This window comes from Hymenobacter siberiensis (assembly GCF_018967865.2).
Taxonomy (GTDB): Bacteria; Bacteroidota; Bacteroidia; order Cytophagales; family Hymenobacteraceae; genus Hymenobacter; species Hymenobacter siberiensis.
Window position 1 is genome coordinate 3,688,203 of record NZ_JAHLZY020000001.1, and the last position, 24,112, is coordinate 3,712,314.

Below are 24,112 nucleotides of genomic sequence, written 5' to 3' on the forward strand. Positions count from 1 at the left end.
CAACAGCTAGAGGCCGCCTTGCAGTCCAAAGCCATTTCGCCGGCGCTTTTTGCTACCCTCGCAGCCCGATTGCACCTAGGCGACACGCCACCCGTCGTCGCCCCATCCATCAGTACCGGGCCGGAAAATACTGACCATACCGAGCTACCCTCGCTACTGTCACTTTTCGAGAGCCCGCCAGTGCCCCCGGTGCCGCCACCCGCTCCGCTGCCTTTGCCGGCTCCGGTGGCAGCACCGCCCGATGCGGCGGCACCGCAGCCACAACCGCCGATAACCAGCCCATCACCACCAGCTTGGGTAGCGCCGCCGGTGGTAGCTCAACCAATTATCCGTCCGGTAGCACCACCGGTTGCGCCCCCACCGGTTTACGTTCCGACTTCGGAAGTGGAACCGGCCGCTCCACCCCGCCGCAATGCACTAACGACGCTGCTGGCCTCATTGGGCGGCGTGGGCCTGCTCGGGGTGGGCCTCTACTTGTATGTAGACCAGAACCACCCCGACAAAAACCTGACCGGCCCGCAGCCCGCGTCCACCGAAGAGGCGGCCCCGGCCCGCATCCCCGAGCCCGAAGCCGCCATAGTCGCGGCCCCGGAAACCGTGCGGGTAGCCGCGCCCACCGTTGCCACCACGGATTCCAGCGCCATAGCTGATGCACCCACCGAAACAGCCCCGGCAGAAGCCTCGGCTACGACCCCAGATACGGAGGAAGCCACCGATGCGCCCGCCCCGGAGAGTAGCCCCGCTGCTGCCACCAATACTACCATACCCGCCCCCGTGCCCGCCGCGCCCGAGCCCGATGACGACGATGCCACGCAAAAAATCCGCACGGTACTGGCCGGCTATTACGCCGACTTATTTGCCCCACCCCTGAACGCCGAAAACTACTTTGCCCCGCAGGTAGAACGCCTCTACATTCAGCAGCACCTCACGCCAGCCCAAATCAACGCCACCATTACCCAGACTTTTTTTCCGGATAACAAGAAGGCCGTTTACCAAGTGGAGCCCGGCACGCTGCGGGTGAGCGCGCCCGCGCAGGATGGCAGCCGTATGGCAACGTACAGTGAGGCATGCCGGCTGTTTCGGGTCTCGAAAGGTCGCTACCAGCGCCTGCGTACCCAAGTGCGGGTCAAATTCGACGCCGACTACCGCATTACGTTTCTACGACAGGAGAGAATGCTGGAGAATGTGTTTGAGTAGGGGCTCAACTGGACTAATCAGCTGGCGGCGTGCTGGCTTGAGCGGCTGACATATCGGATGTCTGGCCCAAGGAACCGATTTTGGGCTGAATCTGAATGATGAAACGCCGGTTCAGGTCTTCCTCTTCGTTTTTATAACGGTTCACGCCGCCAAAACCACTACCAGCAGGCATTACTTCGTAGCGCGGAGCCGGAAATACAATCCCGGCATCGCGCCACAGCTGATACACCGCCAGAGCCCGCAAATAGCTGATTTGACGGGTTATGGAGCCATCATAATTCTTTGGGGTATCGTAGGAATAGGAACCATCCGGCAGCCGCTGGTTGAACCGGGCAGTGCGGCCTTCAATCACCAACAGGTACTGAATACTATCCGGCGCATTCACCGTACTCAGCTGGCGTAGCAAGAAGCGTCCGGCATCAATCAAACGCGGCTTATCGGCTTCGGGGAGTTCCGAACTATTGGCCGCGAAAGCAATTTTGAAGCTTAACTCGTAGCGCTTGAATGCTTTGTTGTAGAAGAAATAGCGCGGGTCGTCCAGCCGCTTCAGGGCTTCTTTTATTTCATCAATTTTCTTCTTTTCCTTTAGCTGCACCTCCAGCTTCGCCTTGGCAGCTATCAGACTCGCTTCCTTGTCCTGAAACATCTTGTAGCTGAGCACAAACAGCACGAGCATGACCAGAAACAAGGCCGTCATCAGGTCCACGTAGCTGGGCCAGAAAAAATTGTTGCGGTCCTGGTTCACGGGCGGGCTATTTCTTCGGCGTGAGGCCGAGCATTTTTTGGAGCCAAGTGCGCTGGGTGAGCAGTTCGAGCACGGCGTTGGTACGCGTCACCTGCTGCACCAGGGCTTGCTGGAGGGCGGCATCGGCGGCAATCCGCAGTTCCAGCTGCTGCAGGGCGCGGGCGGTTTGGGTGGCCTGCTTTTCCTGCAATTGGTTGAGGGCGCGCTGCTGGGCCGGCATCTCGCTGAACGGACTCAGATACTGCACGATGCGCTCGTATACGTTGTCGTTATTCAGCTTACGAAAATGGTCTTCGAGTACGCCGGCAGCCTGGTCGGCTTCGGTGGTGAGCACGGCCATGCGCTGGCGCATCACCTGGGCCAGCTTGTGGTAGCTCTCGTCCATAAAGGCCTCGCCCTGCCGGGCCAGGCGGTCCATCTCGGCCTGGTTCTGGCTGAAGAATCGCAACTGCGACTCGACGGTGCCCGCGTGCTGCTGCACCAGGGCCGGCACTTGGTTCAGGCCTTCTTCGAGGCCTGTGAGGCGGCTCAGCAGGCTGGTGAGCGTGGTGGCCACCTGCTGGCCGTTGCGCAGGGTCTGGTTCAGCTCCTGCTGGTAGGCCAGGAAATTTTCGAAGTGGTGGGCGCTTTCCGCCACCTTGTCGAACACCCGGATGCTGGCGTTAGCCATCTGGGTGTAGCCTACTTTTTGCAGCTCCGTCAGGAAATCTTTCTGTACGGTAATGTTCTCGTTCAGCGCCCCCACAATGGGGCCGAACTCGTAAATCTTGCTCAGAAATTCCTGATTGAAGGAGTCCAGCACGGCCTTGAGCGTGCCAAGGCTGCCGGCCATGTCGGAGTGCAGAATGGGCAGCAGCTGCACTTGCAAAAACGTGTAGTAATCGTTGCGGCGCTGCTCGCTCTGCCGCCGAGCGGCTTTGTAGAGCGTGTTGCCCCACAGCGTGAGGCCCAGCCCAAACAGGCTGCCAATCATGGCCACCGTTACGCCCCGTAGGAACCCCTGAATCCCCACTTCATCGAACTTACCACTGCCCGCCAGCAAGCCGCCCAAGCCCAGGATAGCGCCCAGAAACGTGCCCATAAGCCCAATAAACAACGGGGCCGACGTGCCCGACTGCACCTCCGAATCGAGGGCCACGGCGCGGCGCTCGGCAATGCTCTGCAGAATATCGAAATCGGCGGTGCCCTTATTTTTGAGCAGGTAGGCGTTGGTATCGCGCTCCACCAACTCAAAATCGGGCGTGGCCCCGGTCACCAGCAGCACGTCAACTAGTTGGCCGGTGGCTTCATCCTGGTGGCGCGTCAGGCGCAGGGCCATACTGGGCGGGAAAAGCGTGGCCAGTTGCGTGCTGGCCTGCTTTCCCTGCCAGAAAGCTCGTCCCTGAAAACCAATGATGATGACCAGCACCAACCACTCTAGAACCTCCATCACAATAAAAAACTGCTATTCAAACCGCACTTTGGCGCGTTGCACCACTTCCCAGTCGTCGCCCCGGCGGCGCACCATGCCGGGCTCCACGGTGATGACGCGGGCCTCGCTGCCCAGCGGGTAGCCACTCACGTACTCGCACACGGGTTCGAGCACGCTGCGGTGGTCGCGCACGTGGCTGGCCAGGTTGCCCGTCACGGCAAACGTGCCTTGCTCGGGCTGCTGCTCACTGCTTTCGATAAGGAACATGCTGTACGTGCCCGGCTGGTCGCTCAGGGCTCGCGCCGGGAAAGAGTTGTTGAACGGCGCTTCGTTGGCGTATTGCGCGCGCAGGCAGGGAGTTGGAGCTGCCGGTGCCAATGCCGCTACCACGGGAGGTAACGGTAACGGCGCGACTGCTACTTTGGCTTGCTTCTCAGCCACGCGCTGTTCGATTTGCCGGGTAATTTCCTGTTTAATAGCAGCAGTCATACCCGCCGGTGAGGTGCCATTGCCGCCAGTAGCTTTAGGGCTGCTGACCTCCAACGTGCGCCGCAAGGTTGCGATTTCCTCCCTGGTATTACCCAGCTTATTCCACAGTAATGCGATACCCAGCAGGCCCAATCCTGCCAGGCCCAATGCCAGCCACAGCAAGGAATTGGTTGGCGGGGCGGGCGCAGAAACCGGGGCAACTACTAGCGCAACTGACTCATTAGCAGCTGGAACATTCGAGCTGGCCGCCACTTGATTCATGGGGTTATCAGCAGCCGGCTGCGACAGAGCAGCAGCGGCTGGAACCGTGGGCACGGCTCCGTTTGCCAGCTGATTGAGTCGTTGGGTAAGCAATTCAAGCTGCTGCGCCCGCGCCGGGTCGGCCATGCGTTCCTTATTGTCATCGAGCTTGCCCACAATAGCTTTGACCAGCACGGCCGGGTCGTTGGGGTCGAGTGGTTGTGCCTGAATCGTTTTGACCAGCTCCTGAAACTTCAGTAGACGCTTTTGCCCCGCCAGCTGCTTGTTTTCCAGCATCACGGCTTCGTCGATACTGTGGTTGAAAGCTACAACACTGCTGTTTTTAATGGTTTTTAGCAGGTCTGGCTGAATTTTATTAAGGTCACGGTCGTCCTTATAAACATATTCGGCCGTAGCGGCCCAGATGGCCGCCCGTGACGATGCGGTAACGGTGCTAGCGGCAGCCTTCGCTTCCGATGGTCTTCCTTGTCCTTGGGCGGCTCCTGTCCCAAAAGCAGCCACGATTACTGCCAACCAAATGACCCGCTTAAACTGTTTGCGCAGCATAATATTTCCGGTAAAGCTCCTGCGACAGCTTGAACAGCGCGTCGCGGAAGGCGAAGAAGAATAAGGATTCGGGTAGTTTGTCGCCGGGCTTTTTGCTGGCGGCCACCAGGGCATTGTAGCCCGTGTTGAGGCTGTCTTTGAAGCGGCTGGTGAGGAAGTCGCGCACGAAATCAGCATCCAGCTCGATGTTGAGGCGGGCCAGCAGGTCCTGCACACCATCTTCGCGGTCTTGGGTAAGGAAGTCGAGCAGGTGGCGGGCATTGGCCAGCACGCCCTCGCGCAGGTCGCCGGCCTCGCTTAGCAGCGTGGGGCGGCGGATGAGGGCGACGGCATCGGGCGCGGGCGCGGCGGTTTCATCGGCCGGCGCGAACTGCTCGTTGCCAGGCAGCACGAACTGGAGCTTTTCGAGCATTTCACCCAGCTCGGCTCCGCTGTCGCGGCTGGCCTGGCGCATGGTGCGCTCCAACTCCTGACCGCCGCTTTCGTCCCAGCGCAAGGCGCTGCCGTTGGCGGTGGCCTCCTTGGCATTGTCTACCAGGGTCAGCGAAAAGTCGGCGGGCACTTGCAAGCCGCTGGCAAACTCCAGCACCCGCTGGGCCAGCCGCTTGATGGTGCTCAGGTTGGCGTTGAGGTCGAGCAGGCGCAAGTATGTGCTCCCCTTGCCGCTGAACGTGACGTGGCGTGGCAGCTGTTTCAGCCCTTTGGCGCGACACACCTGCCCTACGTGGTAGAGAATGGCCGCGTAGTGCAGCAGCAGCAGCACACGCATTTGCTTGGCCTCGCGCACGTACTGGCTGAACTGAAGCTGCTCATCGAAGTTAAAAAGCAGGCTCACGAGGTCGGCCGAGCCTACGCTGTTGTTGCGGAGAGCCGCCAGAAAAACCTCATTGGCCTTCTTCGCCTCATCGCTGATAGAAGCGTTTTTGGTGCGCGACCGGTAGTCCAGCAGCAGGCCGTTATGCGCACGGTTGCCATCGGCGGCAGTTGTCCCCAAATCCCCCCACAGCACATCGCCGGCGAAACGGAACGAGAACGTAGCCGCGGGCTGCAAACCATCGAGCAGCAGCACGTCGGTGGTTCCGCCGCCGATGTCAATATTCACCACACTATCTTCCTGGGTGGGCACGATTTTACCGATTTTCCGCAGATACAGGTAGGGAGCCAACGACTCCGGGACTTTATCAAGCTGACTTTCATTGGGTATTCGGCCAAATGCCTTATTGTATTCATCACTCCATACCTCACTAAAAAAGTACTGGGTGGCGACATCCATGCTCAAGGGGTAGGACCACACCAGACGCACTTGGTTCAGGTCGCCGCCGTTGAGCGCGGCTTTGTGCTTGAGTAGTCGCAGCAGCTCGCGGAAATAGAGCCGCACGCGCTTCTTACCGGCATCCGCGTTGGGACCGCCGTCGGTGTTCCATTTCAGGTTCGTCTCGTAGCGTCCGTCCTCAGGCTGGCTATATAATTCGCTGTCGCGGCTTAGGAAAAACCCTACGTTAGCATCACCGAAAAGAAGGGGTTCGCCTTCGGCCGCGAAGCGGGGCGTTTCACAGGTCGCCGTGCGAATCGGAAAACTCGCTTCGGCCCCCCGGATGCCAACAAAAGATGGCACGAATTCGCGGTTCTGTAGCAGCGATGCCCGCGGAAAAGCCCGCACCTGGTAGCGAGATGGCAGGTCGTAGTCACCGGCTGCTTCGGGCTGGCTCAGCAGTACGGTTTGCAACTCGCGCTCGGCACCCATCGTGAATGGTTCGGCTACGTTACCATTGGCGGCCACGGCTACGTGGGTATTGGTGGTGCCAAAATCCACGGCAAATGTGAACTTCGTGGTGCCGCCTACGTCGGTACGCCAGTTTGGGGCGAGCAGCCCCGTGGCAGGCGGACTGCCGTATCCGCTGCCACCGGACACACTCACTTCCAGCAAGTCGAAATGCGTACCGCGCACTTCGTAATAAGTACTGGCCGGGCTCAGCGGCGAGCGCACCTGTCGGGTACGGGCCACCACTCCGCGTAGTGCGCCGCCCGCAGCCGCGCCCAACTCCTGCGGCCCGCCCGTGGCCGAGTACGTGAGAAATCGCAGCTGCGCGGGCGCGGCCGCCGTTTCGCCTTGCTCGGCCAACATCACCGAGTAGGCGTTGTTGTACCCTTGCATCGTGGGTTCAACGAACTTATAAAACGGAAACACCGCAATTTGCAGGCGGGCGGCTACGCGGCCGCCGCCGTAGGGCTTGTCGGCGCTTTGGCTGGGGGCCGATGGCACGGCCTGCTCGGCAGGCTGGCCGGGGCCGGGCAGGGCGTAGCGCCGCTCATACTCCACCGTGCGCCCGCCCGAAACCGGGATGGTAAGCCGGGCCTGCACATGGTTGGAGAACACCGTGAGGCGCAGCTGCCGGGCCAGGTCTTCGGGCTTAAAATAGTCGAAGTACGCCCTTTTCAGGGGCAGCAGGTAGCGAAACGGGCGCTGGTCCAGGGTCTGGCCGGGCTCGGCCTGCACTTCGCCGAAGTGGTATTTGTCGCGGTTCACGGCGAAGGGCACTTCCACCAGCACGTCTTCCAGGAAGTCGTTCACTGTCAGGTACGGATAGAGCTCGCCCAGGCCGGGCAGCTCGCGGGTTTCCAGCTTTTCGTAGCCGGCGGGGGCGGCGTAGCCCACCACGGCGGTATCGTCGCCGGGGGTGCCGGCAAAGTAGTTGGTCCGGCGCAGGTCGAGGCCCGGCCGCAGCACCAGCGGCAGGCGCGGGTGCGCGGCAAGCAACGCCGGATTGGGCACGATAAACCAGTCGCTGCTCACCGCCTGCCGGGCCTGGCTGAGGCGGCGCAAGCCCACGCCGCGCACCTGCACCACGTTGCCATAATCATCGAGCCAGCTTTCGTAAGGCGCGGCGAAGGCTTCGGCCGTCAGGCCCTGGCCGTCCAGCTGGTTAACGCGGTTGGGGTTGAGGGCCTGCAAATAGCGGTATACGCCGTAGGCGAAAAACTTGTCGCGCAAGGCACGCTCCACGGTAAATAGCCCGTAGATGTAGGTTTGAAATGGCTCCGGGCGGGCACTAAGCGGCACGGCCAGCTGATCGAAATACTGGCCCTGGCCGTTCTTGCGGGCCACGGGCAGCGGCTGCAACGCCGGATGCGCAAATACCAGCGTAAATGGCGAAGTTCCGCCCAGCAGGCGGCGCTCCTGCCCCGACTTGTGCTCGGCGAAGATGAGGAACAGCGACTCCACACCTTCAAAATGGCGGTCGTTGGCCAGGTATAAATCAAGAGTGCGGCCCAGCAGCGCCGTGCGCGGGTTGGCCTGGAGCTGCTGAAGCTGCTCGGCCCGCTTCCAGGGCACGAAGCGCAACCGGTAGGCATCGGTGTCTTTGGCGTAGAATAAGAATTCGAGCAGGTCCCAGCACTGGCTCACCAGCCGGTGGTACATGCTTTGACCCAGCGGATTATCGGCCGCGAACTTAAAAGCCGTTTCCAGCAGATGCAGCTGGCCAAACGGCGTGGGAATGGCCGTGGCCGTGCGCCGGGCGTTGCCGCCGGCCGGGTCCACAATATTCTGGTCGATAACGGTTTCGGTCAGTTGAATCGACTCCTGCCAACCGCGGTATTGTTCGTTGCCCCCGCTGTGGAGGCGTAATATCTTGCTCACGGGATGATGCCTTTAGAAAATGAGGGAGGGGAGAATGGCGTTGTGGCCCGCTTAAAATCCGGGGACTTTCTCCACCACGGCTTTACTCAATACTTCGCTGAACGCCCGTACGAAGGCCGCTGGCCCATCGGCCGTTGCCACGGGCTTGGGTATGGCCTTGTTCAATTCACCAAACAAATAGCTGCGGGTGAGCCCCTTGTTGAATAAGCCGGTAGCCGTGGACTGGCCCGCCACTACGCGGTTGAAGTTTTCCGTGGCCATGGCCGGGTCTTCGAAGGGCAGGAACGCCCGCTCATTGGCACCTAACTCACGCAGCCATGCCTCGAAGCCGAAGTTATTGTCCTGCAAAAACCGTTGGAGCTGCTGGTAAAACTCTTCGTCGCGCCAGGCGCGGGGCAGTTGCAGGTGGTTGGCGTAGGGCGCTTCCTGGGTGTGCGGCAGGTGGTAGCGGCACCACAGCGCCAGCATCTGGAGCTGGGTCAGGGGCTGGGCAATTTGCCGGAATGACTGGCCGGGGTCCAACGCCTTGAACGTGACCTGGCGGACGTCTTCCTCCAAGCCGTACTCGTAGTGCAGCGGCTGGTTGTGCTGGAGGTAGTCGGCGGGCTGGCGCATGAAGTCCAGCACGGCCAGGGCCCCCACCATTTCAATGAAATGGGCATTGTTTTGCTGCTGGCTGCCGCCTTCGTGGTTGGCCAGCTGGCCGGTGCTCTGGTCGCCGAGGTAGTAGAGAGCATTCAGCTGCTGGATGTTCTTCTGATAGTAGGCCAGGGCCGCTTTAGTCTTTGTAATGAAGCCGTTGGAGTCGATGGCGCTGCCATCGTCGGCCAGCAGGTTGAAATAGGGCAGCACGGTGAGGGCACCCATCGGAGCCTGGTTCAGCAGTTCGGCGCGGGGCAGAGTGGTGCGGGGGTTGCGCAGATTTTTGAGCAGCAGCGGAAAGCCCGCCGCTCCCGTGCCGCCAAAGATGGACGAGATGAAGAACACCCGGTCGCCCTCGGCAAACGAGTTGGCGAAAAACTCCAGCTCCGGCGAGCTCATCAGCTGGTTCAGTACTACGCTGCCCACGTTGGGGCTACCCTTGAAGCCCACGGTGAGCTTGCTGGCCAGGTTGGCGGGCGTGAAGAGCAGGTCCACGAGGTGGCGGCTTTCCACGGGCATGTCGTCGTAGTGCAGGAAGTCGCGGTAGCTTTCGTCCATGCCCCCGAAATTGTAGGCGAAGGTTTCCTTCACGCGGGCATCGCGTGGCTGGTTTTCGCTGGCCGCCATACCGGCCAGGGTCTGGATTTCGGTGGCAAAGAACTCGCCCGGCGCGGGGGCTGGTTTCAGCTGCCGGCGCAGGCGCTCGTAGGTTTTGAGCAGCTCCACGGTGCGGGTCATGTCGCCGTTCTGCGCGTCCGGGTCGATGATAATAGGTACCACCTTATCACAGTTTTCGACGGTGGCTCCGGCGGCCAATAGCATGGTCAGCGAGCGAATAACGCGCGAGCCGGTGCCGCCAATACCGAATATATATAGCTTGGGCATTTTTGATAAGCTGTTAGCTGACAGCGGTTAGCTGCTGGCTTTTCCTGAAAAATAAAAAATCGTGGCCATCTGGCCGGGCGGCCTAGCGGCTGGGCCAGCGCACCGGCGTCACCTTCGCATTCGGCGACAACCCCTTGATGATGAACGACCACAGCACGAAAAACAACGCCCCAAATAGCACATTCACAAAGGCAAAGCCCAATACGTAGCGCGAGTACGCCGACTCGCTGCCCGGCGGAATCACCACGCCCTTGGTGGCCAGCACCTCATACACCACCGACCGCGCCTGAAACCAAGCCAGCAGCCCGGAGCAAGCGGCAAACAACAGCAGAAACAAGAACCAGTGCTTGGTTTGGTAAAGCGCCGTGGTCAGCAGCCGGTTCAGCACTAGGTAGAAAAATAGTGTTCCCAACAGGCCAATGCCAAACAAGGTGGCCAAGCCTACGCCGGGAAAAATGCTGTTTTCGAAGGCGGCCGTGAGCATGGCAGGTTCGGGCAGGCCCAGCAAGGCTTCGTAGAGGGAAGTAAAAAGCTTTTGGAACATACAGGGAAAGGAAATAAGCCACCCGAAGGCGAAACGAGAAAAACAATGGATAGCCGCCAGCAGCAGCGGCGCGGGTTAGTCGCGGGTTTCCACCTGCACCGGCAGGCTGAATACGCGCTGGGCACCGGGCTCACCGGCAAAATACTCCTCCACGCCCATCATCACCTCTTTGAAAAAGAATGTTTTAGCCCCGGTTTTTTTGATGTTGCTGTCGTCGGCCACGGAATAGGCGGCAATCCAGGCGGGTTGCGGGCGGGCCAGCTCCAACGCCAGCGTGGTCCGGGGCGGGGCCTGCGTGAAGCGGAGCTGCACGAAATGCGTGTACTTGGCGAACGCGGGCTGCGACTTCGCGGCGGGCTCCTGGGCCAGCGGCCACGCCCGCACCAAGGTGGCCGGCCCGGCACCGTCGGCTAGGCGTAGCGTTTTCAGGCTCAGCTCATTGGTTTGGCTGGGGGGCAGCTTGCTCAGGTTGAGGCCCAGCACCAATTCGGCCGGCTCCCGGAAGTTGGGCTTTTCTCGAAACGTTACCGCCGGCGTAGTGCCGGGTGCGCCATTTTCCGCCGTCCATTTCCCCACCATCGGCTCATAAAAATCGAGCACTGCGTAAGCGGGCTGGAAGCGCACGTTATAGTGCGCCTGGGGCTGGGCGGCCAGCTTGCCCAGCAGGCCGGCATCAACTTGCGCCACCAGCGCGGGGTCGCCAAGGACCCAGATGTAGTACGGAATTTTCTCGCCGTTCAGCGCCTGCTTTCCGCTGCGGTTGCCGGGGTAGAAATTACCTCGATACTCGGAGGTATTGGCAAATACTGAAATAGCCAGCTTACTGGCATCCACCTCACTCAGCGCATCCTTGATGAAGGTTTTGATTTTCCAGGTTTGTCCTTTCTCTTTTGGGGCGAAGATAAAGTCCGAGATGAGCAGACTCACAGTGCCGGGCTTCTGGGCCTGTAGTTTGAGGGCCTCACGCAGCATCTGGGGAAGTTCTGAGCCCCGGGCGGCGTTTTTGAGCCCTCCGCTCACGGTACTGGTCATCTCATCGTAGCTGCTCGGCACCAGCAGGCGGGCATCGGCGGGCGTGCTCTCTTTGAAGAAGTAGTAGCCTGTCGGCATGTGCTGCCTGGTTTTTTGTGCATTTACTTCGGAGAGCAAGTCGGTCACGGTGTTTTGAAAGCCGCTGCCCGAAGCGCCGGGCGCTACCGGATGCACGAAGCCCTGCATCCCACCTGACATATCAACGAACACATTGATTTGGCCAAGCTTTGCCACGGTCTCCGAAGCTATTTCAGTGGGCTGGCCACCAGTGCTTTTCTCCTGCGGAGAGGCCCCTCCGCAAGCACTCAGCAGGAGCAGGCCTGTCGATGCGAAACTAACTTGAAAGGTAGCTCTTGATAAAAATGACATCGAATCAGGATAGATTATAAAATGGGAAAGAGGGGCAATACTACTGCTTTTCGGATAAAGACCATCACCTTATTATTGCCAACCAGAGAAAAAACCGGCGCAGACCGTTAGACAAGATAGCCACTCCAACGCGCTCCACGCCCGGCTATTACGCGCCCTCCGGCCAATGACCAAATTTTCTGGCCTTATCCAACGTGGGGATGGAGTCGTACTTCGTTCAGCTCCCCTGCGCCACCTGCCTTTCGGCCCAACGTTTTTACCGGCCGCGCTGTTATAAAGCAGAAGGCAAATTGGGCCACCCCAACCCCGCCCCGTACCTTTGCGCCAGCGGCCTCCTACGTTGTGGCCGCCTCAAACCCGACGCCCGGTTAAAGGCACTTATTGCTCTTATGCCCAACACGATTTCAACCGATATCTGCATCATCGGGGCCGGCCCGGTCGGCCTGTTCGCCGTTTTCGAAGCCGGTTTGCTCAAGCTCCGCTGCCATGTGGTTGATGCGCTGCCCCAGCCCGGTGGCCAGCTCTCCGAAATTTATCCCAAGAAGCCGATTTACGACATCCCGGGTTTTCCCGAGATTCTGGCCGGCGACCTCGTCGATAATCTGATGAAGCAGATTAAGCCCTTCCACCCCACCTTCACGCTGGGCGAGCGGGTGGAGCGGTTTGCCAAGCTCGACGATGGCTCGTTCCAGCTGTTCACCACCGATGGCACCGAGATTCACTGCAAGGCCGTAGCCATTGCCGGCGGCCTGGGCTCGTTCGAGCCCCGCAAGCCAGCCGTCGAAAACCTGGAAAACTTCGAGGGTGGCAAAGGCGTGCACTACATGGTGCGCGACCCCGAGAGCTTCCGCGACAAGAAAATCGTGATTGCCGGCGGCGGCGACTCGGCCCTCGACTGGACCAACTTCCTGGCCAATGTGGCTTCCGACGTCACGCTCGTGCACCGGGGCACCACCTTCCGGGGCGCGGCCGACTCGGCCGAGAAAGTGCAGAAGCTGCACGAATCCGGCAAAATCAGGCTCGTGCTCAGCTCCAACGTTACGCACCTGCACGGCAACGGCACGCTGAAGGAAGTGACCATCACCGGCAACGATGGCAAGGCCGAAACCGTGCCGCTCGACTGCTTCATTCCCCTCTTCGGCCTCACGCCCAAGCTCGGCCCCATCGGCGAGTGGGGCCTCGAAATCGAGAACGACGCGGTGAAAGTGAACACGCTCGACTACAGCACCTCGCTGCCCGGCGTATTCGCCATCGGCGACATCAACACTTACCCCGGCAAGCTAAAGCTCATCCTCTGCGGCTTCCACGAAGCCGCCCTGATGTGCCAGGGCGCGTTCAAATACATTTTCCCCGACAAGAAGTACACCCTCAAGTACACGACCGTGAACGGGGCACCCTCTATGTGAGATGGTGAGTGGTGAGAGGGCGAGTTTGATGTTCGGTTTGCGCAGGTAGCGCGGCTGGAACGTCAAGCTCGCCCTCTCACCACTCACTATTTCACCATCTCACTATATGGAAGAAGACATCCGCATCTACGTCGAGGAAGCGCCCGGCCAGCGCCGCGAAATAATTGCTCCCACCGACATGGGCCTGAGCCTGATGGAAGTGCTCAAAGCTGATGGCTACGACATTCAGGCGACTTGTGGCGGCATGGCCCTGTGCGCCACCTGCCACGTGGAGGTGCTGGCCGGCCCCGCCCTGCCCGAGCCCCAGGATGCCGAGCTCGACATGCTCGAAACCCTGCCCGTGGTGCACGAAGGCTCGCGCCTGAGCTGCCAGATTCGCCTCACGCCCTGCGTGGATGGGCTGGTGGTGCGCCTGGCCCCCACGGGCGCTTAGCAAAGCCTTTAATTACCAACAAAAAAGACCGTCAGCTCAGCATGACGGTCTTTTTTATGTATTCAGATGACACCTTATCCGGCCGCCACCAGCTGCTCGCGCATGCGCTCCTTGGCGGCAGCCGACAACCCCGGGCCAGCCTGCACGCGGCCGGCAGCCGAGGCCCAGGCCCATTCGGTAATCAGGATAGACTGCCGGGAGTAGCGCTTGCAATAGGGGCACAGGTGCAGGTGCAGCCACAGGCTGGCACGCTCGCGCTGCGGCATTACCGGGTCCTGGCGCTGCTCGATGAGCAGGGTGGCATGCTGGCAGTTGATAAGTCGTAACATAGCGAATAGTTAGTTTTTGCCCATGCCGTGTTTTTCGAGGCAGCGGCGCAGCTGCAGCTTGGCCCGATGCACGATAACCCAGTAGTTAGACGCAGTCAGGCCCAGTTCCTGACAAATTTCCTCGGCCGATAATTCCTCCACGAAGCGCATGGCAAATACGGCGCCTTGCTGCGGCGGGAGCCGCTCCTGGCACAGGCGCAGGATTTCGTGCAGCTCCTGCTGCTCCAGGGCGGCATCGGCCCGGAGCCAGCTGGCGGGGGCCTGCGGGCCGGTCCAGTGGCCGTTGGCGGGGTTGAAATAATCAGCTTCCGTAGCCCCGCCGTCGTGGAGGGCATCGAGGCCGACGTGGGGGGCGCGGGTCTGCCGGCGGTAGTGGTCGATGATTTTGCGGCGCAGAATCACAAACAGCCAGGTTCGTTCCGAAGCATCGGCGCGGAAAGTGACCAGACTGGCCAGGGCGCTGAGAAAGGTTTCCTGTACCAGTTCTTCGGCGACCTCCGAATCGGAAACGCGGCTCAGGGCAAAGCGGTAAAGCTCGTCGCCGAAGCGGGCAGGCCATTCGGCCGGTACGGGGGTGGCTGGAGTCATGCGGAGCGACGACTGGACGGGTTGAGTCGCACCACAATATTACGCTTCGCTTGGTGAGCAGTAGCGCCGACTTTGCCGTCCGCGTACTATTCACTCACTACTGACGTAGTGGCCACGCCCACAATGCGGCGCGAAGCAATTTCCTGTACCAGCGCTACTACCCGCAGATTGGGGCGCTTCCAGCCAGCAGCCAGGGTGAGGGCCGGCGAGGCGGTGAAGGAGCCGTCGGCCCCTACCCTGCCCAGCAGCAGGCCCGCATTTTCGCCGCAGCCAATCTGCGAAGCCAGCCCGCTCTCGATGATGGCCAGCAGTACCTCGGTGGCAGCGGTACCGGCAGGCAAGCTGCTCACCCGAACCTGTGCGCTACTGCCCAAAACTGCCACCGACACCACCGCCTGCGGCACTTTGGCGGCTTTGGATACGGTGGCTACCAAGTCGGCAGAGCGACTGCCCACCAGCTCGCAGCGACCATTCGCCACGGCCTGGGGCGTGTAGGAACCCGTGCCGAAACTGGTGGCGTACTGCCGCTGCCGCGCGGTGTAGGCCGGAGCCGAGAAGCCATCCTTCCACCCCAGCCGGTTCCAGTAGTCGACGTGCTCGCCCAGGGCAATGACTTCGACACCGGGCACCGCCTGAGCCCGGACCAGCTCACGCAGGGCCGCATCGGCGGCCGGGCAGCTGGAGCAGCCTTCGGAAATGAACAGCTCGACCACCACGGGCACCCGGCCGGCCCCCGCGAAGGGGCCCACGGGCCGCGCCGGCACCGGTGCCGCCCAACTGCCCAGCATCGGAACGGCCAATAACCAGTGTAATGCTTACATAACAACCAAAAATAGCCAACGCGAAGGCTACCAGCCGCAGACGCGGCCACCACCTCCCCTGCCCGGCCAGACGCCGCACGGGCACCGGCCTTACACGCCATGCAAAAAAAGCCCCCGGCGCGCTGGGGCGCGCTGGGGCGCGCTGGGGCGCGCTGGGGCGCGCTGGGGGCTTATCAGGGATTAGGCTGCGCTTGGGAAGCCGCGGGGGGCCAGCACTATTGGGCGCGCTTGGCGGGAACCGGGTCGGTGGTGCCCGCCGCCGGCACGGCCGGCGAGGGGGCCGCCGGGGCAGCAGCTGCGGCCGCGCCGGCAATGGGCACTAAGTCGAACATCTCCAGGGCAATACGCCAGCTGGCATCGGCCTCACGGCGCCAGATGCGCAGGAAAGTGCCGTTTTCCTCGGGGTGGTTGGTGCTGGCCGGGCGGTGCAGCGAGCCCACCACATAGCCCAAATCGCCGGCGGCGGCCAGGTAGCCGGTATTGGCAATGAAGAGGTAGCCGCCGTCGATGGACTTCATGTTGGCCGAAGCCGCCGCGCCCTGCATCATCGACAGGCCCGAGCGGTAGAGGCGGGCTTCGGCGCTCAGGTATTGCTGGTAGGTGGCACCGGGCTTCATGAGCTCGGCGGTGGCAAATTTGCTATCGACTTCGAGCACAATATTGGACGGCGCGGTGCTGGGCGTGGCCGCGGCGGCCATCAGGCGGGGCCGGGCCACGGTGGCCATCTGCGAAGGCACGGCCCCAATGCGCTCAATGCTCATATCAACCGCGAATTTCCACCGCCCATCGAGCTGCTTGCGCCATACGGTCACGTAATCGCCGGTCGAAACCGGGCGGTTGTTTTGCAGCATGGTCCAGGGGCCGGTGGTGTAGCCCAAGTCGCCCGACTGCGCGGCATCGGCCAGCACCGGGTACCAGGTAAGCTTGCTGCCGGGGCGCGAGGGCAGCGTACGCCACACCTCCTGGGCGTTGGCCAGCTTGCCGTTTTCGGTAACCAGGGAGGTGGGGGAGCTGTTGGCCAGAAACGCCGCTTCCGTACTTGTTTGCGTAGCTTGAGTCGCAAATGCTACTTCGGCCGCCACTACTGCCTCGTGGGGCAACTGGGCAAAGGCAGCCATTGGCAGCAGAAGGGCGACCGTAGCGGCTATAGTCAACTTATTCTTCATAAGGTCACAAGTAAAGTTAATTCCAGCTACTAATGTACGCGGTACGGTATAATTATACTTTTGGTACAATTTACACTTCCCCTTTCTGTACCGAACTTGCGGCCCTATTGGCCTAGCTAGGCCGGTTTTGGCTTTTTGACACTCTTGCTTTATTCGTTTTTTTCCTTGTTTTTATGAAATTATCAGACCTCACTGCCCGAGCGCGCCGCATTCGCCTGGTGCTCACCGATTGCGACGGCGTGCTGACCGATGGCGGGGTGTACTATTCCGAGCGGGGCGAGGAAATGAAGCGGTTCAATATCCGCGACGGCATGGGCGTGGAACGCCTGCGTAACCACGGCATCCTGACGGGCATTATGACGGGCGAAATGTCGCCGTCGGTGCGTACCCGCGCCGCCAAGCTGCGCATTGAGGAGCTGCACCTGGGCATAAAAGACAAGCCCACCTGCCTACACGAAATTCTGGCTCGCACCGGCCTGACGGCCGAAGAAGTGGCCTTTATCGGCGACGATACCAACGATGTGGAGATTCTGGGCCTGGTCGGCCTGTCGGCCTGCCCCGGCGATGCCACGTCCTTTGCCCGCGCCGTGGCCGACTTTCACTGCCAGACGGCCGGTGGCCACGGCTGCTTCCGCGAGCTGGCCGAATTCATCATCGCAGCGCAAGCGGTGAAATAGTGAAGTGGTGAGGTGGTGAATAGGCGCAGAGCGATTTCGGCGTTGGTGAGGCCTTCGCCCACTAGGCTTAGCACCTCCATTTCGCGCTTGCTCAGGCCCAGGCTCAGGCGGGCAACGGTGCCCTCAACGGGCCGGGCCAGATATAACCGGTTTAGCAAAGCCAGGCCGATGGCCGAACACAAAAACGGCCGGCCGGCCGCCACGGTACCCAGGCTGTGCAAAAGCTCCGGCAGCAGCGCCGATTTAAGGATGTAGCCGTTGGCCCCCAAATCGAAGGTCCGGGCCACGTAGCGCTCGTTGGTGAGCTCGCCCCGGGCAAGCACGCGCAGCTGGGGGTACTGCTCGCGCAGGGCCGCCAGCACCGCGAAGACATCGGGGCCGTGCAGGCTCAGGTCGAGCAGCACTACTGTGGGGCTCAGGATGGGCAATTGGGCCAGCAGCTCCTCGCCCGTCGTGGCTTCGCCCACTATTTCGAGGCCTATGGCAGCTCCCAACCCGATGCGCAGCTCCTCGCGGGTGAGCCTATCGCCATCGGTAAGTAGCAAACGAATCATGGACGGAGAAAAAGGTAGAGCAGGCAGCTGAAAGATGGAGTTGTTTAGAAAGTCACAAAAGGTACTCAACCGGTCATGCAGCGCGCAGCGAAGCATCTTGCTCGCATCGTTGAACGGGCCTGAGGATGCGAACGGTCATGCTTCGCTGCGCGCTGCATGACCGTTCGGGGACTTTCTAAACAGCTTCCTTATCAAATTCTCAACCTACAAATCAGTAAAATGAGAATAAACAACCCGAAATTACCCTTTTTGCTAAGCTCAACTATAAGTATTGTAACAAAAGCAGTGTGAATCCCTTCAAAAAGCCGGATTAATCCGGGTGATTTAGTACTAATACGTAGCCCCGGGTCTCGTACATTCCAAGTTGCCAACTTTGTTGCGCGCCGGCCGTTTTGCCTAGTTCAAAATATCTTCCAGCTATGACACGACTACTTCTTGCCGATGACCACACCATCCTGCGTGATGGCATCCGGGCCCTGCTCTCTGCCGAACCGGACCTCGATGTGGTGGGCGAAGCCAGCAACGGGGCCGAAGTGCTGGCCCTGCTCGAAACCACGCCCGTAGACGTGGTGCTGATGGACGTGCAGATGCCCATACTCGACGGCTTTGCCACCATGCCGGAGCTGCGCCTGCGCTTCCCCGAGGTGCGCGTGCTGGTGCTCACCATGCTCGACCACGAGAACTACGTGGCCCGCATGCTGGACGCCGGCGCGCTGGGCTACGTGCTCAAGAACGCGGCCATCAGCGAAATCACCCACGCTATTCGCACCGTGGCAGCTGGCAACCCGTTTTTGTGCACCGAAATTGGCCTGAACATGCTTTATAAGGCCGTGGTACAACGCCCGGGCACCGAAGACTCGACCGCCGAAGGCCACTCCGGGGCCGACCTCACGGCACGCGAGCTGGAAGTGCTCAAGCTAATTGCCGAGGGCCTGACCAACGGCGAAATCGCCGACAAGCTTTTCACCAGCAAGCGCACCATCGAAACCCACCGCCAGAACATCATCGCCAAAACCCAGGCCAAAAACACCGCCGCCCTCATCAAGCTGGCCGTGAGCCGGGGGCTGATTTCTTGAGTTAGGAGTTAGGAGTTGAGTTCGTCGCAGAATGACTTTCAACAGCCATTACAGCTTAACTCTTAACTCTTAACTCAATTAAGCATTCCGCCGATGGTGCCGATGGTGAGGGCGACGATGACCGTGTTGAATATGAAGGCGATGAGGCCGTGGAGCAGGGCGGCGCGGCGCAGCTCGCGGTTGCCGATGCCAATGTCGGCGGTTTGGGCCGTCATGCCGATGATGAAGGAAAAGTAGGCGAAGTCTACGTAGTTGGGCGTGAGTTTGGGGCTCTGGTCCTGGCCCTGGTCGTCGGGGAATATCAGGCCGCCGGTGTCCTGGCCGGTGTCTTCATCGGCGTCGTAATAGGTGTGGGCGTAGCGCAGCGTGAACACGAGGTGCACCAACGTCCAGGCCAGCACTACGGCGGCCACGCTCAGCACTACGTGCAGTACGCGCAGGTCTTTCGAAATGCCTTTGAGCGAGCCCATCAGGCCCACTACGGCCCCCAGGCTGGCCATGGCCGCGCACACCACCAGCACGAAGGCCTGGGTGCGGGGCAGGTCTTCGGAGGCGGCTACGCGGCGCATGTCGTCGGTGTCGGCCTGCCACATGCCCATGATTATCAGCGCCAGGTCGGTGGTAGCAAAGCCCACCCAGCCCACCACCACGCGGGCCAGGGTGCCCAGCAGGTGCGGGGCCAGCAGCGCACCCGCAATGCCGATTATTACCGCCAGGGCCAGCCGCCAGCGCACATCCATTGTTCGCGCCCAGCTCATTGGCCGGGTGCCTGTTGCCTTGGTTTTATTCATTTGGCTGCCAAGGTAGCGCGGCCTGGCCAATGCCCACGCCGCAGCCCTTGGTGGCCGGAATAGTTGCCGCGCCGTAAGCAAATGCATCTTTCCGCTGTTATTTCGCTCTATGAATGCTGCTCCCCTCTCCGGCCTCTACGCGCCCTCACTTGCCCTCGTCACCGATTTATACCAGCTTACGATGGCCTACGGCTACTGGCAGCAGGGCTTGCAGGACCGCGAGGCGGTGTTTCACCTCTACTTCCGCAAGGCCCCGTTTCAGGGCGGGTACGCGGTAGCCGCCGGGCTGGCCCTGACCGTTGATTGGGTGGAGAACCTGAAATTTTCGGAAGATGACCTGGAATACCTCGGCAGCCTGCGCGGCAGCAAAGGCGGGGTGATGTTTCCGCCCGATTTCCTGCGCTACCTGCGCGAACTGAAATTCACCTGCGACATCGACGCCGTGCCCGAGGGCACCGTTGTATTTGGCAATGAGCCCATTATGCGGGTGCGCGGGCCGCTGCTGCAGGCGCAATTGCTGGAAACAGCCCTGCTCACACTCATCAATTTCCAGACCCTGATTGCCACCAAAGCGGCCCGCATCCGGGAGGCCACCGGGCCAACCGACCAGATTCTGGAGTTTGGCCTGCGCCGCGCCCAGGGCTTCGATGGTGGCCTGGGAGCCAGCCGGGCGGCCTACCTCGGCGGGGCCGATGCCACCAGCAACGTACTGGCCGGGCAGCGCTACGGCATTCCGGTGCGCGGCACGCACGCGCACAGCTGGGTGATGTCGTTTGCTAATGAAGTGGATGCGTTTTCGGCCTATGCCCAGGCATTTCCCGACGACTCGGTATTTCTGGTGGATACCTATGATACGATTGAGGGCGTGCGCCAGGCCATTAAAGTGGCCCGCCAGATGCGCGCTAACGGCCACGAGTTAGCCGGTATCCGGCTCGATTCGGGCGACCTCGCCTACCTTAGCCGCGAGGCGCGGGCGGTGCTCGACGAGGCCGGCTTTACCGAAACGCGCATCGTGGCCAGCAACGATTTGGAGGAAAACCTCATCACCAGCCTCAAGCAGCAGGGCGCCCGCATCGATACCTGGGGCGTGGGCACCCAGCTCGTAACGGCCTACAACCAGGCCGCACTGGGGGGCGTGTACAAGCTGGCCGCCCTACGCAAAGCCGATGACTCGGGCTGGGACTTCACCATCAAGCTCTCCGAGCAGGTGGCCAAAACCAGCATCCCGGGCATCCTGCAAATTCGCCGCTACCTGAACGAGTACGGCAAGCCCCGCGCCGATATGCTGTACAACACGGCCGAGAGCCTGCCCAGCCACCTCATGCTCGTGGACCCGGCCGACAGCACCCGCCGCCTGCCCATCCGGCCCGATACCCAGTTTCGCGAGCTGCTGGAGCCGGTGTTCCGGCGCGGCCGCCGCGTGCTCGACCTGCCCACCCTAGCCGAGAGCCGCGCCCACGCCCAGCGCGAAGTGCAAAGCCTCGACCCAGGGGTGCGCCGCTTCCTGAATCCCCACGTATTCCCCGTCGGTCTCGAAATGGGCCTCTACGAGTACCGTACCCGTCTGATTCTGGAGAAGCGGCCGATGCGCTCGGCGTAAATTACTTTTTTCAGAGTTTTTTCCTTTTCCACTTGTCGAAGCTGTTTAGAAAGTCGGCTTTTGATTAATTTTTCGCAAAAAGATGACGACGAAGGCGAGCCAGTGCCAGGCCAGCCAATTGCCGACGCTGGTTTCGTAGCGCACGAGCAAGGTTTTAAAGCCGTCGAGCCAGGCGTTGGCGTGTTCGACCACGACGCGGCGGCGGTAGAGTTCGGGATCGAAAAAGGTGTCGTCGTCGGTCTGCCAGTCGGCGGCGCGGCGGTTGCGGGGAATGTTGGCCTCGATGTCGCGCCGGGCGCATTCCTGACGAAAGCCTTGGGTGTCAAAGGCTTTGTCGGCGTTCAGAAACAGCCCGGCGACGGGAATATTAGCCGCTTCGAGCGAGGCGCAGATTTCCCCGAACAAGGCGTTGAGCTGGTGGGTGTCGTGGTGGTTGCCCGCCTGCGGGCTGGCGCAGGCCAGCGGTTGTCCCCGGTTATCGGCCAAGAAGAGGGCTGTGGTGGTACGGGCTTTCTTGCGGCCCTGATAGCCGACGGCCTCCCCGCCGTTCTTGGCGGGCGTGTGGCTGCCGTCGAGTTGGACGCTGGAACAGTCCAGATGGGCCCCGTTTTCGCGCAACAAGCGGAGCCATACCCCTTGCCAGGACCCGTCCTTGCGCCACGCATTAAAGCGGGCGTACACGCCCTGCCAGGTCAGCGATGCGCCCGTAAAAAACTGTTTAACAGGCAACAATCGCCATTGACAGCCGCTTTTGAGTTTGTAGAGAATGGCTTCCACCAACTCGGCCGGCTCCACGACCGAGGGGCGGCCATGGGCGGAGAAGGTGAGCGCGGGCAGAATCCATTGGCGAATCATATCTTTGGACAGGACTTCCATTAAAATGCGAAAAAAGGAGTGTTACACCTCAAATTTCGCGCTTTTTTGGGAGTCCTTTGACTTTCTAAACAGCTTCGTCTTTAAACAGACACTCGTGTTGCTATGTAGTCTGTTGGCAAGTTGAATAAGTTATTGATGGCAGGGTCGTGCGCTACCGCCTCATCTAATCCGACAATCAGCATTTTATCGCTTGACTTATTTGCAAACGACCAAGTACCATCGTCGCTATCGTGCCAGACCCAAAGAATAGGTCGTCCTCCGCTCAATACTTCTTCAGCTATAAAGGTGGCCGCGTTTCGGGGCTCGAAAAATTTGAAGTCAAGCTTCTGGCCCAGAAGAGGTTGGTCTAGTTGGTAGCTCTCCTCGAACTCCGGCTCCCAAGGGAACTTACCGCCTTTATCCGTCCAGAATAGTTGCAGCGCGGGGAAGGCTTCGCAGTCATAAAACCACTGGGCATAGCCGAAATAGTCAGGAATATTATCTGCACTAACCTGCCGAAACTGAACCGGGTGCAGCTCCAGAATATCGAAGTTATTGATAGCCGTTTCCAAAGGATTACCGGCTTTGATGGTGTCACCGGCATCATTCAAAATAGCGTGCATCGTATCGAGAGGTAGACCAAAGGCAATTAGCTCGGGATGATTAAAATTCTTCCACAGACCAATTGTGTAAGCAAATGCGGGCGTGGCGGTATCTGCTTCAAATAAGCAGACCGTCCAGCCATGTTTTTCAATATCGTTTTTGATGTTGATTTCGGCTTGGGTATTGTGTTCTTCATGCGACATAGCAGTAAAACTAGCTTAGGCGTTATCACAAAAAATCCCTGCCGTCAATCAAGACAGCAGGGATTTCTATTGAGTCATTAAGTCTTACGCGTACCGAAGCTCGCCCGCGCCCACATGCAGCGTCACGCCACTCTCAGCCGTGAGGCGGCCAGCCAATTGCGCGTCATAGCCGCTAGCCTGCAGTGAAGCCACTACGGCAGCAGCAGAAGCTTCTTCGGTTACGACGAGCATGCCGGTGCCCATATTCCAGTAGAGGTAGGCTGTTTCGGCGCTGATGTCGCCGATTTCGCAGAGGCGCTGCATGGCGGGCAGAGGCTCGAAAAGATTATCCAGCACCGCACCGAGGCCATTTTTGAGCACCCGCTGGAAGTTATCGGCCACACCGCCGCCCGTGATGTGGGCCACGCCGTGTAGCGGCAGGCCGGCATCGAGCAAGGCCGCTACGCCGGGCGAGTAGATGAGCGAAGGCGCGAGCATGGCGTCGCCCCAGGTGGGATATAGGCCGTCGTCGGTGCCGTCGTAGGGCGCATCGTGCCAGTTGTCACCGAATACCTTTTGCAGCGTCTTGCGGGCCAGCGAGTAGCCGTTGGAGCGGAACGAGGGCGAGCGCAGGGCCACCACCACGTGGCCGGCCTGGGCGGTTTTGCCGCTCAGGGGCTGGGCCAGGCTGGGGTGCAGCACGCCGATGGCCGTGGAGCACCAGTTGAAGTTCATCTTCGCGCCGGGCCAGCCGCCGATGCGATTGCCCAGCTCCGCGATTTCGCCGCCCGTGATGGCCACCTGGGCGAAGTTGGCAGCATCGTGCAGGCCGCGCATCATCTGGTCCACCACGTCGTAGTCGAGGTGGTTCACGTCGATGATATTGGAGAGGTTGGTGGGCACGAAGCCAGCGGCGATGAGGTCGTCGGCCGTCATGGCGATGAGGTCGTAGCCGAGAGTATCGTACTTGTTCAGGCGCTCGGCCACCTCAATCTTGGTCCCGATACCGTCGGAGCTGATGCCAAGGCGCTCGGCTCCGAAACGAATTTCGTTGCTGAAGCCGCCGTCGAGGTCCTGGGCGGGCTCGCCGGGCTTGCCTTTGCGGTTGACGAAGGTTTTTTTCGACCAGTTGTAGGCGTTGCGCGAGGCGGCGTTGCCTTCTTCGATGGAGTAGCCGGCGGGGTTATTTTTCGTGTCGTTCATGCGGTTCACCTCACCCCCCGGCCCCCTCTCCTTGGGGAGAGGGGGGAGCCGAGGCGGCGCGAATTGA

The 24,112-nt window shown here is 60.7% G+C and carries 22 protein-coding genes; 6 read left to right on the forward strand and 16 right to left on the reverse strand.

The annotated features are described in order from the left end of the window. The first annotated feature begins 384 nt into the window (after window positions 1-384). Entirely contained in the window at window positions 385-1,197 is an 813-nt protein-coding gene (locus tag KQ659_RS16355; RefSeq protein WP_216688205.1) for a RodZ family helix-turn-helix domain-containing protein, read from the forward strand. Between the two features lie 13 nt (window positions 1,198-1,210). On the opposite strand, the gene KQ659_RS16360 is transcribed toward KQ659_RS16355, so the two are convergent. The 7 genes from KQ659_RS16360 to KQ659_RS16390 form a co-directional block, all read right to left on the reverse strand. Further along, window positions 1,211-1,942: a hypothetical protein gene (locus tag KQ659_RS16360; RefSeq protein ID WP_216680085.1), complete on the reverse strand. Its 732-nt coding sequence runs from the start codon at window positions 1,940-1,942 to the stop codon at window positions 1,211-1,213. A gap of 7 nt (window positions 1,943-1,949) precedes the next feature. Then, entirely contained in the window at window positions 1,950-3,374 is a 1,425-nt protein-coding gene (locus KQ659_RS16365; RefSeq protein WP_216688204.1) for a hypothetical protein, read from the reverse strand. A gap of 12 nt (window positions 3,375-3,386) precedes the next feature. After that, window positions 3,387-4,604, reverse strand: a complete 1,218-nt coding sequence (locus KQ659_RS16370) for a hypothetical protein (RefSeq protein WP_216688203.1) — start codon at window positions 4,602-4,604, stop codon at window positions 3,387-3,389. Between the two features lie 25 nt (window positions 4,605-4,629). After that, window positions 4,630-8,289, reverse strand: coding sequence for a hypothetical protein (locus KQ659_RS16375; protein WP_216680082.1), 3,660 nt, complete (start codon window positions 8,287-8,289; stop codon window positions 4,630-4,632). A gap of 51 nt (window positions 8,290-8,340) precedes the next feature. Further along, window positions 8,341-9,816 carry a hypothetical protein gene (locus KQ659_RS16380; protein ID WP_216688202.1) on the reverse strand — a complete coding sequence of 492 codons (1,476 nt, stop codon included), beginning with the start codon at window positions 9,814-9,816 and terminating at the stop codon, window positions 8,341-8,343. An 82-nt stretch (window positions 9,817-9,898) separates the two neighbouring features. Further along, entirely contained in the window at window positions 9,899-10,360 is a 462-nt protein-coding gene (locus tag KQ659_RS16385) for a hypothetical protein (protein ID WP_216680080.1), read from the reverse strand. Between the two features lie 75 nt (window positions 10,361-10,435). Continuing rightward, the gene (locus tag KQ659_RS16390; protein WP_216680079.1) at window positions 10,436-11,626 is read right to left on the reverse strand and encodes a hypothetical protein; all 1,191 of its coding nucleotides are present in this window, start codon (window positions 11,624-11,626) and stop codon (window positions 10,436-10,438) included. 524 nt (window positions 11,627-12,150) lie between these two features. Between KQ659_RS16390 and KQ659_RS16395 the strand changes: the two genes are divergently transcribed. Both KQ659_RS16395 and KQ659_RS16400 read left to right on the forward strand, forming a co-directional pair. Beyond that, window positions 12,151-13,167, forward strand: a complete 1,017-nt coding sequence (locus KQ659_RS16395) for an NAD(P)/FAD-dependent oxidoreductase (RefSeq protein ID WP_216680078.1) — start codon at window positions 12,151-12,153, stop codon at window positions 13,165-13,167. Window positions 13,168-13,273: 106 nt separating this feature from the next. Further along, window positions 13,274-13,600: a 2Fe-2S iron-sulfur cluster-binding protein gene (locus tag KQ659_RS16400; RefSeq protein ID WP_216688201.1), complete on the forward strand. Its 327-nt coding sequence runs from the start codon at window positions 13,274-13,276 to the stop codon at window positions 13,598-13,600. 74 nt (window positions 13,601-13,674) lie between these two features. Here the strand turns inward: KQ659_RS16400 and KQ659_RS16405 are convergent, their stop codons facing one another. The 4 genes from KQ659_RS16405 to KQ659_RS16420 all read right to left on the reverse strand — a co-directional run bounded on the left by KQ659_RS16405 (window position 13,675) and on the right by KQ659_RS16420 (window position 16,456). Further along, entirely contained in the window at window positions 13,675-13,929 is a 255-nt protein-coding gene (locus KQ659_RS16405; protein ID WP_216680076.1) for an anti-sigma factor family protein, read from the reverse strand. 9 nt (window positions 13,930-13,938) lie between these two features. Continuing rightward, window positions 13,939-14,517, reverse strand: coding sequence for a sigma-70 family RNA polymerase sigma factor (locus tag KQ659_RS16410; RefSeq protein ID WP_216688200.1), 579 nt, complete (start codon window positions 14,515-14,517; stop codon window positions 13,939-13,941). An 86-nt stretch (window positions 14,518-14,603) separates the two neighbouring features. Then, window positions 14,604-15,305, reverse strand: a complete 702-nt coding sequence (locus KQ659_RS16415) for a DUF1223 domain-containing protein (RefSeq protein ID WP_226930011.1) — start codon at window positions 15,303-15,305, stop codon at window positions 14,604-14,606. A 248-nt stretch (window positions 15,306-15,553) separates the two neighbouring features. Then, window positions 15,554-16,456: a Cif family virulence factor gene (locus tag KQ659_RS16420; protein WP_216686068.1), complete on the reverse strand. Its 903-nt coding sequence runs from the start codon at window positions 16,454-16,456 to the stop codon at window positions 15,554-15,556. Between the two features lie 221 nt (window positions 16,457-16,677). Here KQ659_RS16420 and KQ659_RS16425 point away from each other — a divergent pair, with 221 nt between their 5' ends. After that, entirely contained in the window at window positions 16,678-17,181 is a 504-nt protein-coding gene (locus KQ659_RS16425; protein ID WP_216680072.1) for a KdsC family phosphatase, read from the forward strand. Here the strand turns inward: KQ659_RS16425 and KQ659_RS16430 are convergent. Then, complete coding sequence (locus KQ659_RS16430; protein ID WP_216688198.1) at window positions 17,103-17,735, reverse strand: response regulator; 633 nt, start codon at window positions 17,733-17,735, stop codon at window positions 17,103-17,105. The two genes, KQ659_RS16425 and KQ659_RS16430, sit on opposite strands and share 79 nt — an antisense overlap. Before the next feature lie 419 nt (window positions 17,736-18,154). Here KQ659_RS16430 and KQ659_RS16435 point away from each other — a divergent pair, with 419 nt between their 5' ends. After that, window positions 18,155-18,811 carry a response regulator gene (locus KQ659_RS16435; RefSeq protein WP_216680070.1) on the forward strand — a complete coding sequence of 219 codons (657 nt, stop codon included), beginning with the start codon at window positions 18,155-18,157 and terminating at the stop codon, window positions 18,809-18,811. A 74-nt stretch (window positions 18,812-18,885) separates the two neighbouring features. On the opposite strand, the gene KQ659_RS16440 is transcribed toward KQ659_RS16435, so the two are convergent. Further along, window positions 18,886-19,602, reverse strand: a complete 717-nt coding sequence (locus KQ659_RS16440; protein ID WP_216680069.1) for a DUF1345 domain-containing protein — start codon at window positions 19,600-19,602, stop codon at window positions 18,886-18,888. Between the two features lie 109 nt (window positions 19,603-19,711). Here KQ659_RS16440 and KQ659_RS16445 point away from each other — a divergent pair, with 109 nt between their 5' ends. Then, window positions 19,712-21,202: a nicotinate phosphoribosyltransferase gene (locus KQ659_RS16445; protein ID WP_216680068.1), complete on the forward strand. Its 1,491-nt coding sequence runs from the start codon at window positions 19,712-19,714 to the stop codon at window positions 21,200-21,202. A gap of 45 nt (window positions 21,203-21,247) precedes the next feature. Here the strand turns inward: KQ659_RS16445 and KQ659_RS16450 are convergent, their stop codons facing one another. The 3 genes from KQ659_RS16450 to KQ659_RS16460 form a co-directional block, all read right to left on the reverse strand. Beyond that, a complete protein-coding gene (locus KQ659_RS16450; protein ID WP_216678791.1) occupies window positions 21,248-22,078 on the reverse strand; it encodes an IS5 family transposase in 831 nt (276 codons plus the stop codon). An 80-nt stretch (window positions 22,079-22,158) separates the two neighbouring features. Further along, window positions 22,159-22,863, reverse strand: a complete 705-nt coding sequence (locus KQ659_RS16455; protein WP_216680067.1) for a DUF4262 domain-containing protein — start codon at window positions 22,861-22,863, stop codon at window positions 22,159-22,161. Window positions 22,864-22,947: 84 nt separating this feature from the next. Continuing rightward, window positions 22,948-24,045: an AIR synthase-related protein gene (locus KQ659_RS16460; protein ID WP_216688197.1), complete on the reverse strand. Its 1,098-nt coding sequence runs from the start codon at window positions 24,043-24,045 to the stop codon at window positions 22,948-22,950. Between the last annotated feature and the right edge of the window lie 67 nt (window positions 24,046-24,112).

Excerpts from the sequence above, each read along its gene's own strand:
- KQ659_RS16450 (WP_216678791.1), bottom strand. The coding sequence starts at position 22,078 with ATGGAAGTCCTGTCCAAAGATATGATTCGCCAATGGATTCTGCCCGCG.
- KQ659_RS16405 (WP_216680076.1), bottom strand. The coding sequence starts at position 13,929 with ATGTTACGACTTATCAACTGCCAGCATGCCACCCTGCTCATCGAGCAG.
- KQ659_RS16420 (WP_216686068.1), bottom strand. The coding sequence starts at position 16,456 with ATGGCTGCCTTTGCCCAGTTGCCCCACGAGGCAGTAGTGGCGGCCGAA.
- KQ659_RS16440 (WP_216680069.1), bottom strand. The coding sequence starts at position 19,602 with ATGAATAAAACCAAGGCAACAGGCACCCGGCCAATGAGCTGGGCGCGA.
- KQ659_RS16385 (WP_216680080.1), bottom strand. The coding sequence starts at position 10,360 with ATGTTCCAAAAGCTTTTTACTTCCCTCTACGAAGCCTTGCTGGGCCTG.
- KQ659_RS16410 (WP_216688200.1), bottom strand. The coding sequence starts at position 14,517 with ATGACTCCAGCCACCCCCGTACCGGCCGAATGGCCTGCCCGCTTCGGC.
- KQ659_RS16380 (WP_216688202.1), bottom strand. The coding sequence starts at position 9,816 with ATGCCCAAGCTATATATATTCGGTATTGGCGGCACCGGCTCGCGCGTT.
- KQ659_RS16455 (WP_216680067.1), bottom strand. The coding sequence starts at position 22,863 with ATGTCGCATGAAGAACACAATACCCAAGCCGAAATCAACATCAAAAAC.
- KQ659_RS16415 (WP_226930011.1), bottom strand. The coding sequence starts at position 15,305 with ATGCTGGGCAGTTGGGCGGCACCGGTGCCGGCGCGGCCCGTGGGCCCC.
- KQ659_RS16430 (WP_216688198.1), bottom strand. The coding sequence starts at position 17,735 with ATGATTCGTTTGCTACTTACCGATGGCGATAGGCTCACCCGCGAGGAG.
- KQ659_RS16400 (WP_216688201.1), top strand. The coding sequence starts at position 13,274 with ATGGAAGAAGACATCCGCATCTACGTCGAGGAAGCGCCCGGCCAGCGC.
- KQ659_RS16395 (WP_216680078.1), top strand. The coding sequence starts at position 12,151 with ATGCCCAACACGATTTCAACCGATATCTGCATCATCGGGGCCGGCCCG.
- KQ659_RS16425 (WP_216680072.1), top strand. The coding sequence starts at position 16,678 with ATGAAATTATCAGACCTCACTGCCCGAGCGCGCCGCATTCGCCTGGTG.
- KQ659_RS16435 (WP_216680070.1), top strand. The coding sequence starts at position 18,155 with ATGACACGACTACTTCTTGCCGATGACCACACCATCCTGCGTGATGGC.
- KQ659_RS16445 (WP_216680068.1), top strand. The coding sequence starts at position 19,712 with ATGAATGCTGCTCCCCTCTCCGGCCTCTACGCGCCCTCACTTGCCCTC.
- KQ659_RS16460 (WP_216688197.1), bottom strand. The coding sequence starts at position 24,045 with ATGAACGACACGAAAAATAACCCCGCCGGCTACTCCATCGAAGAAGGC.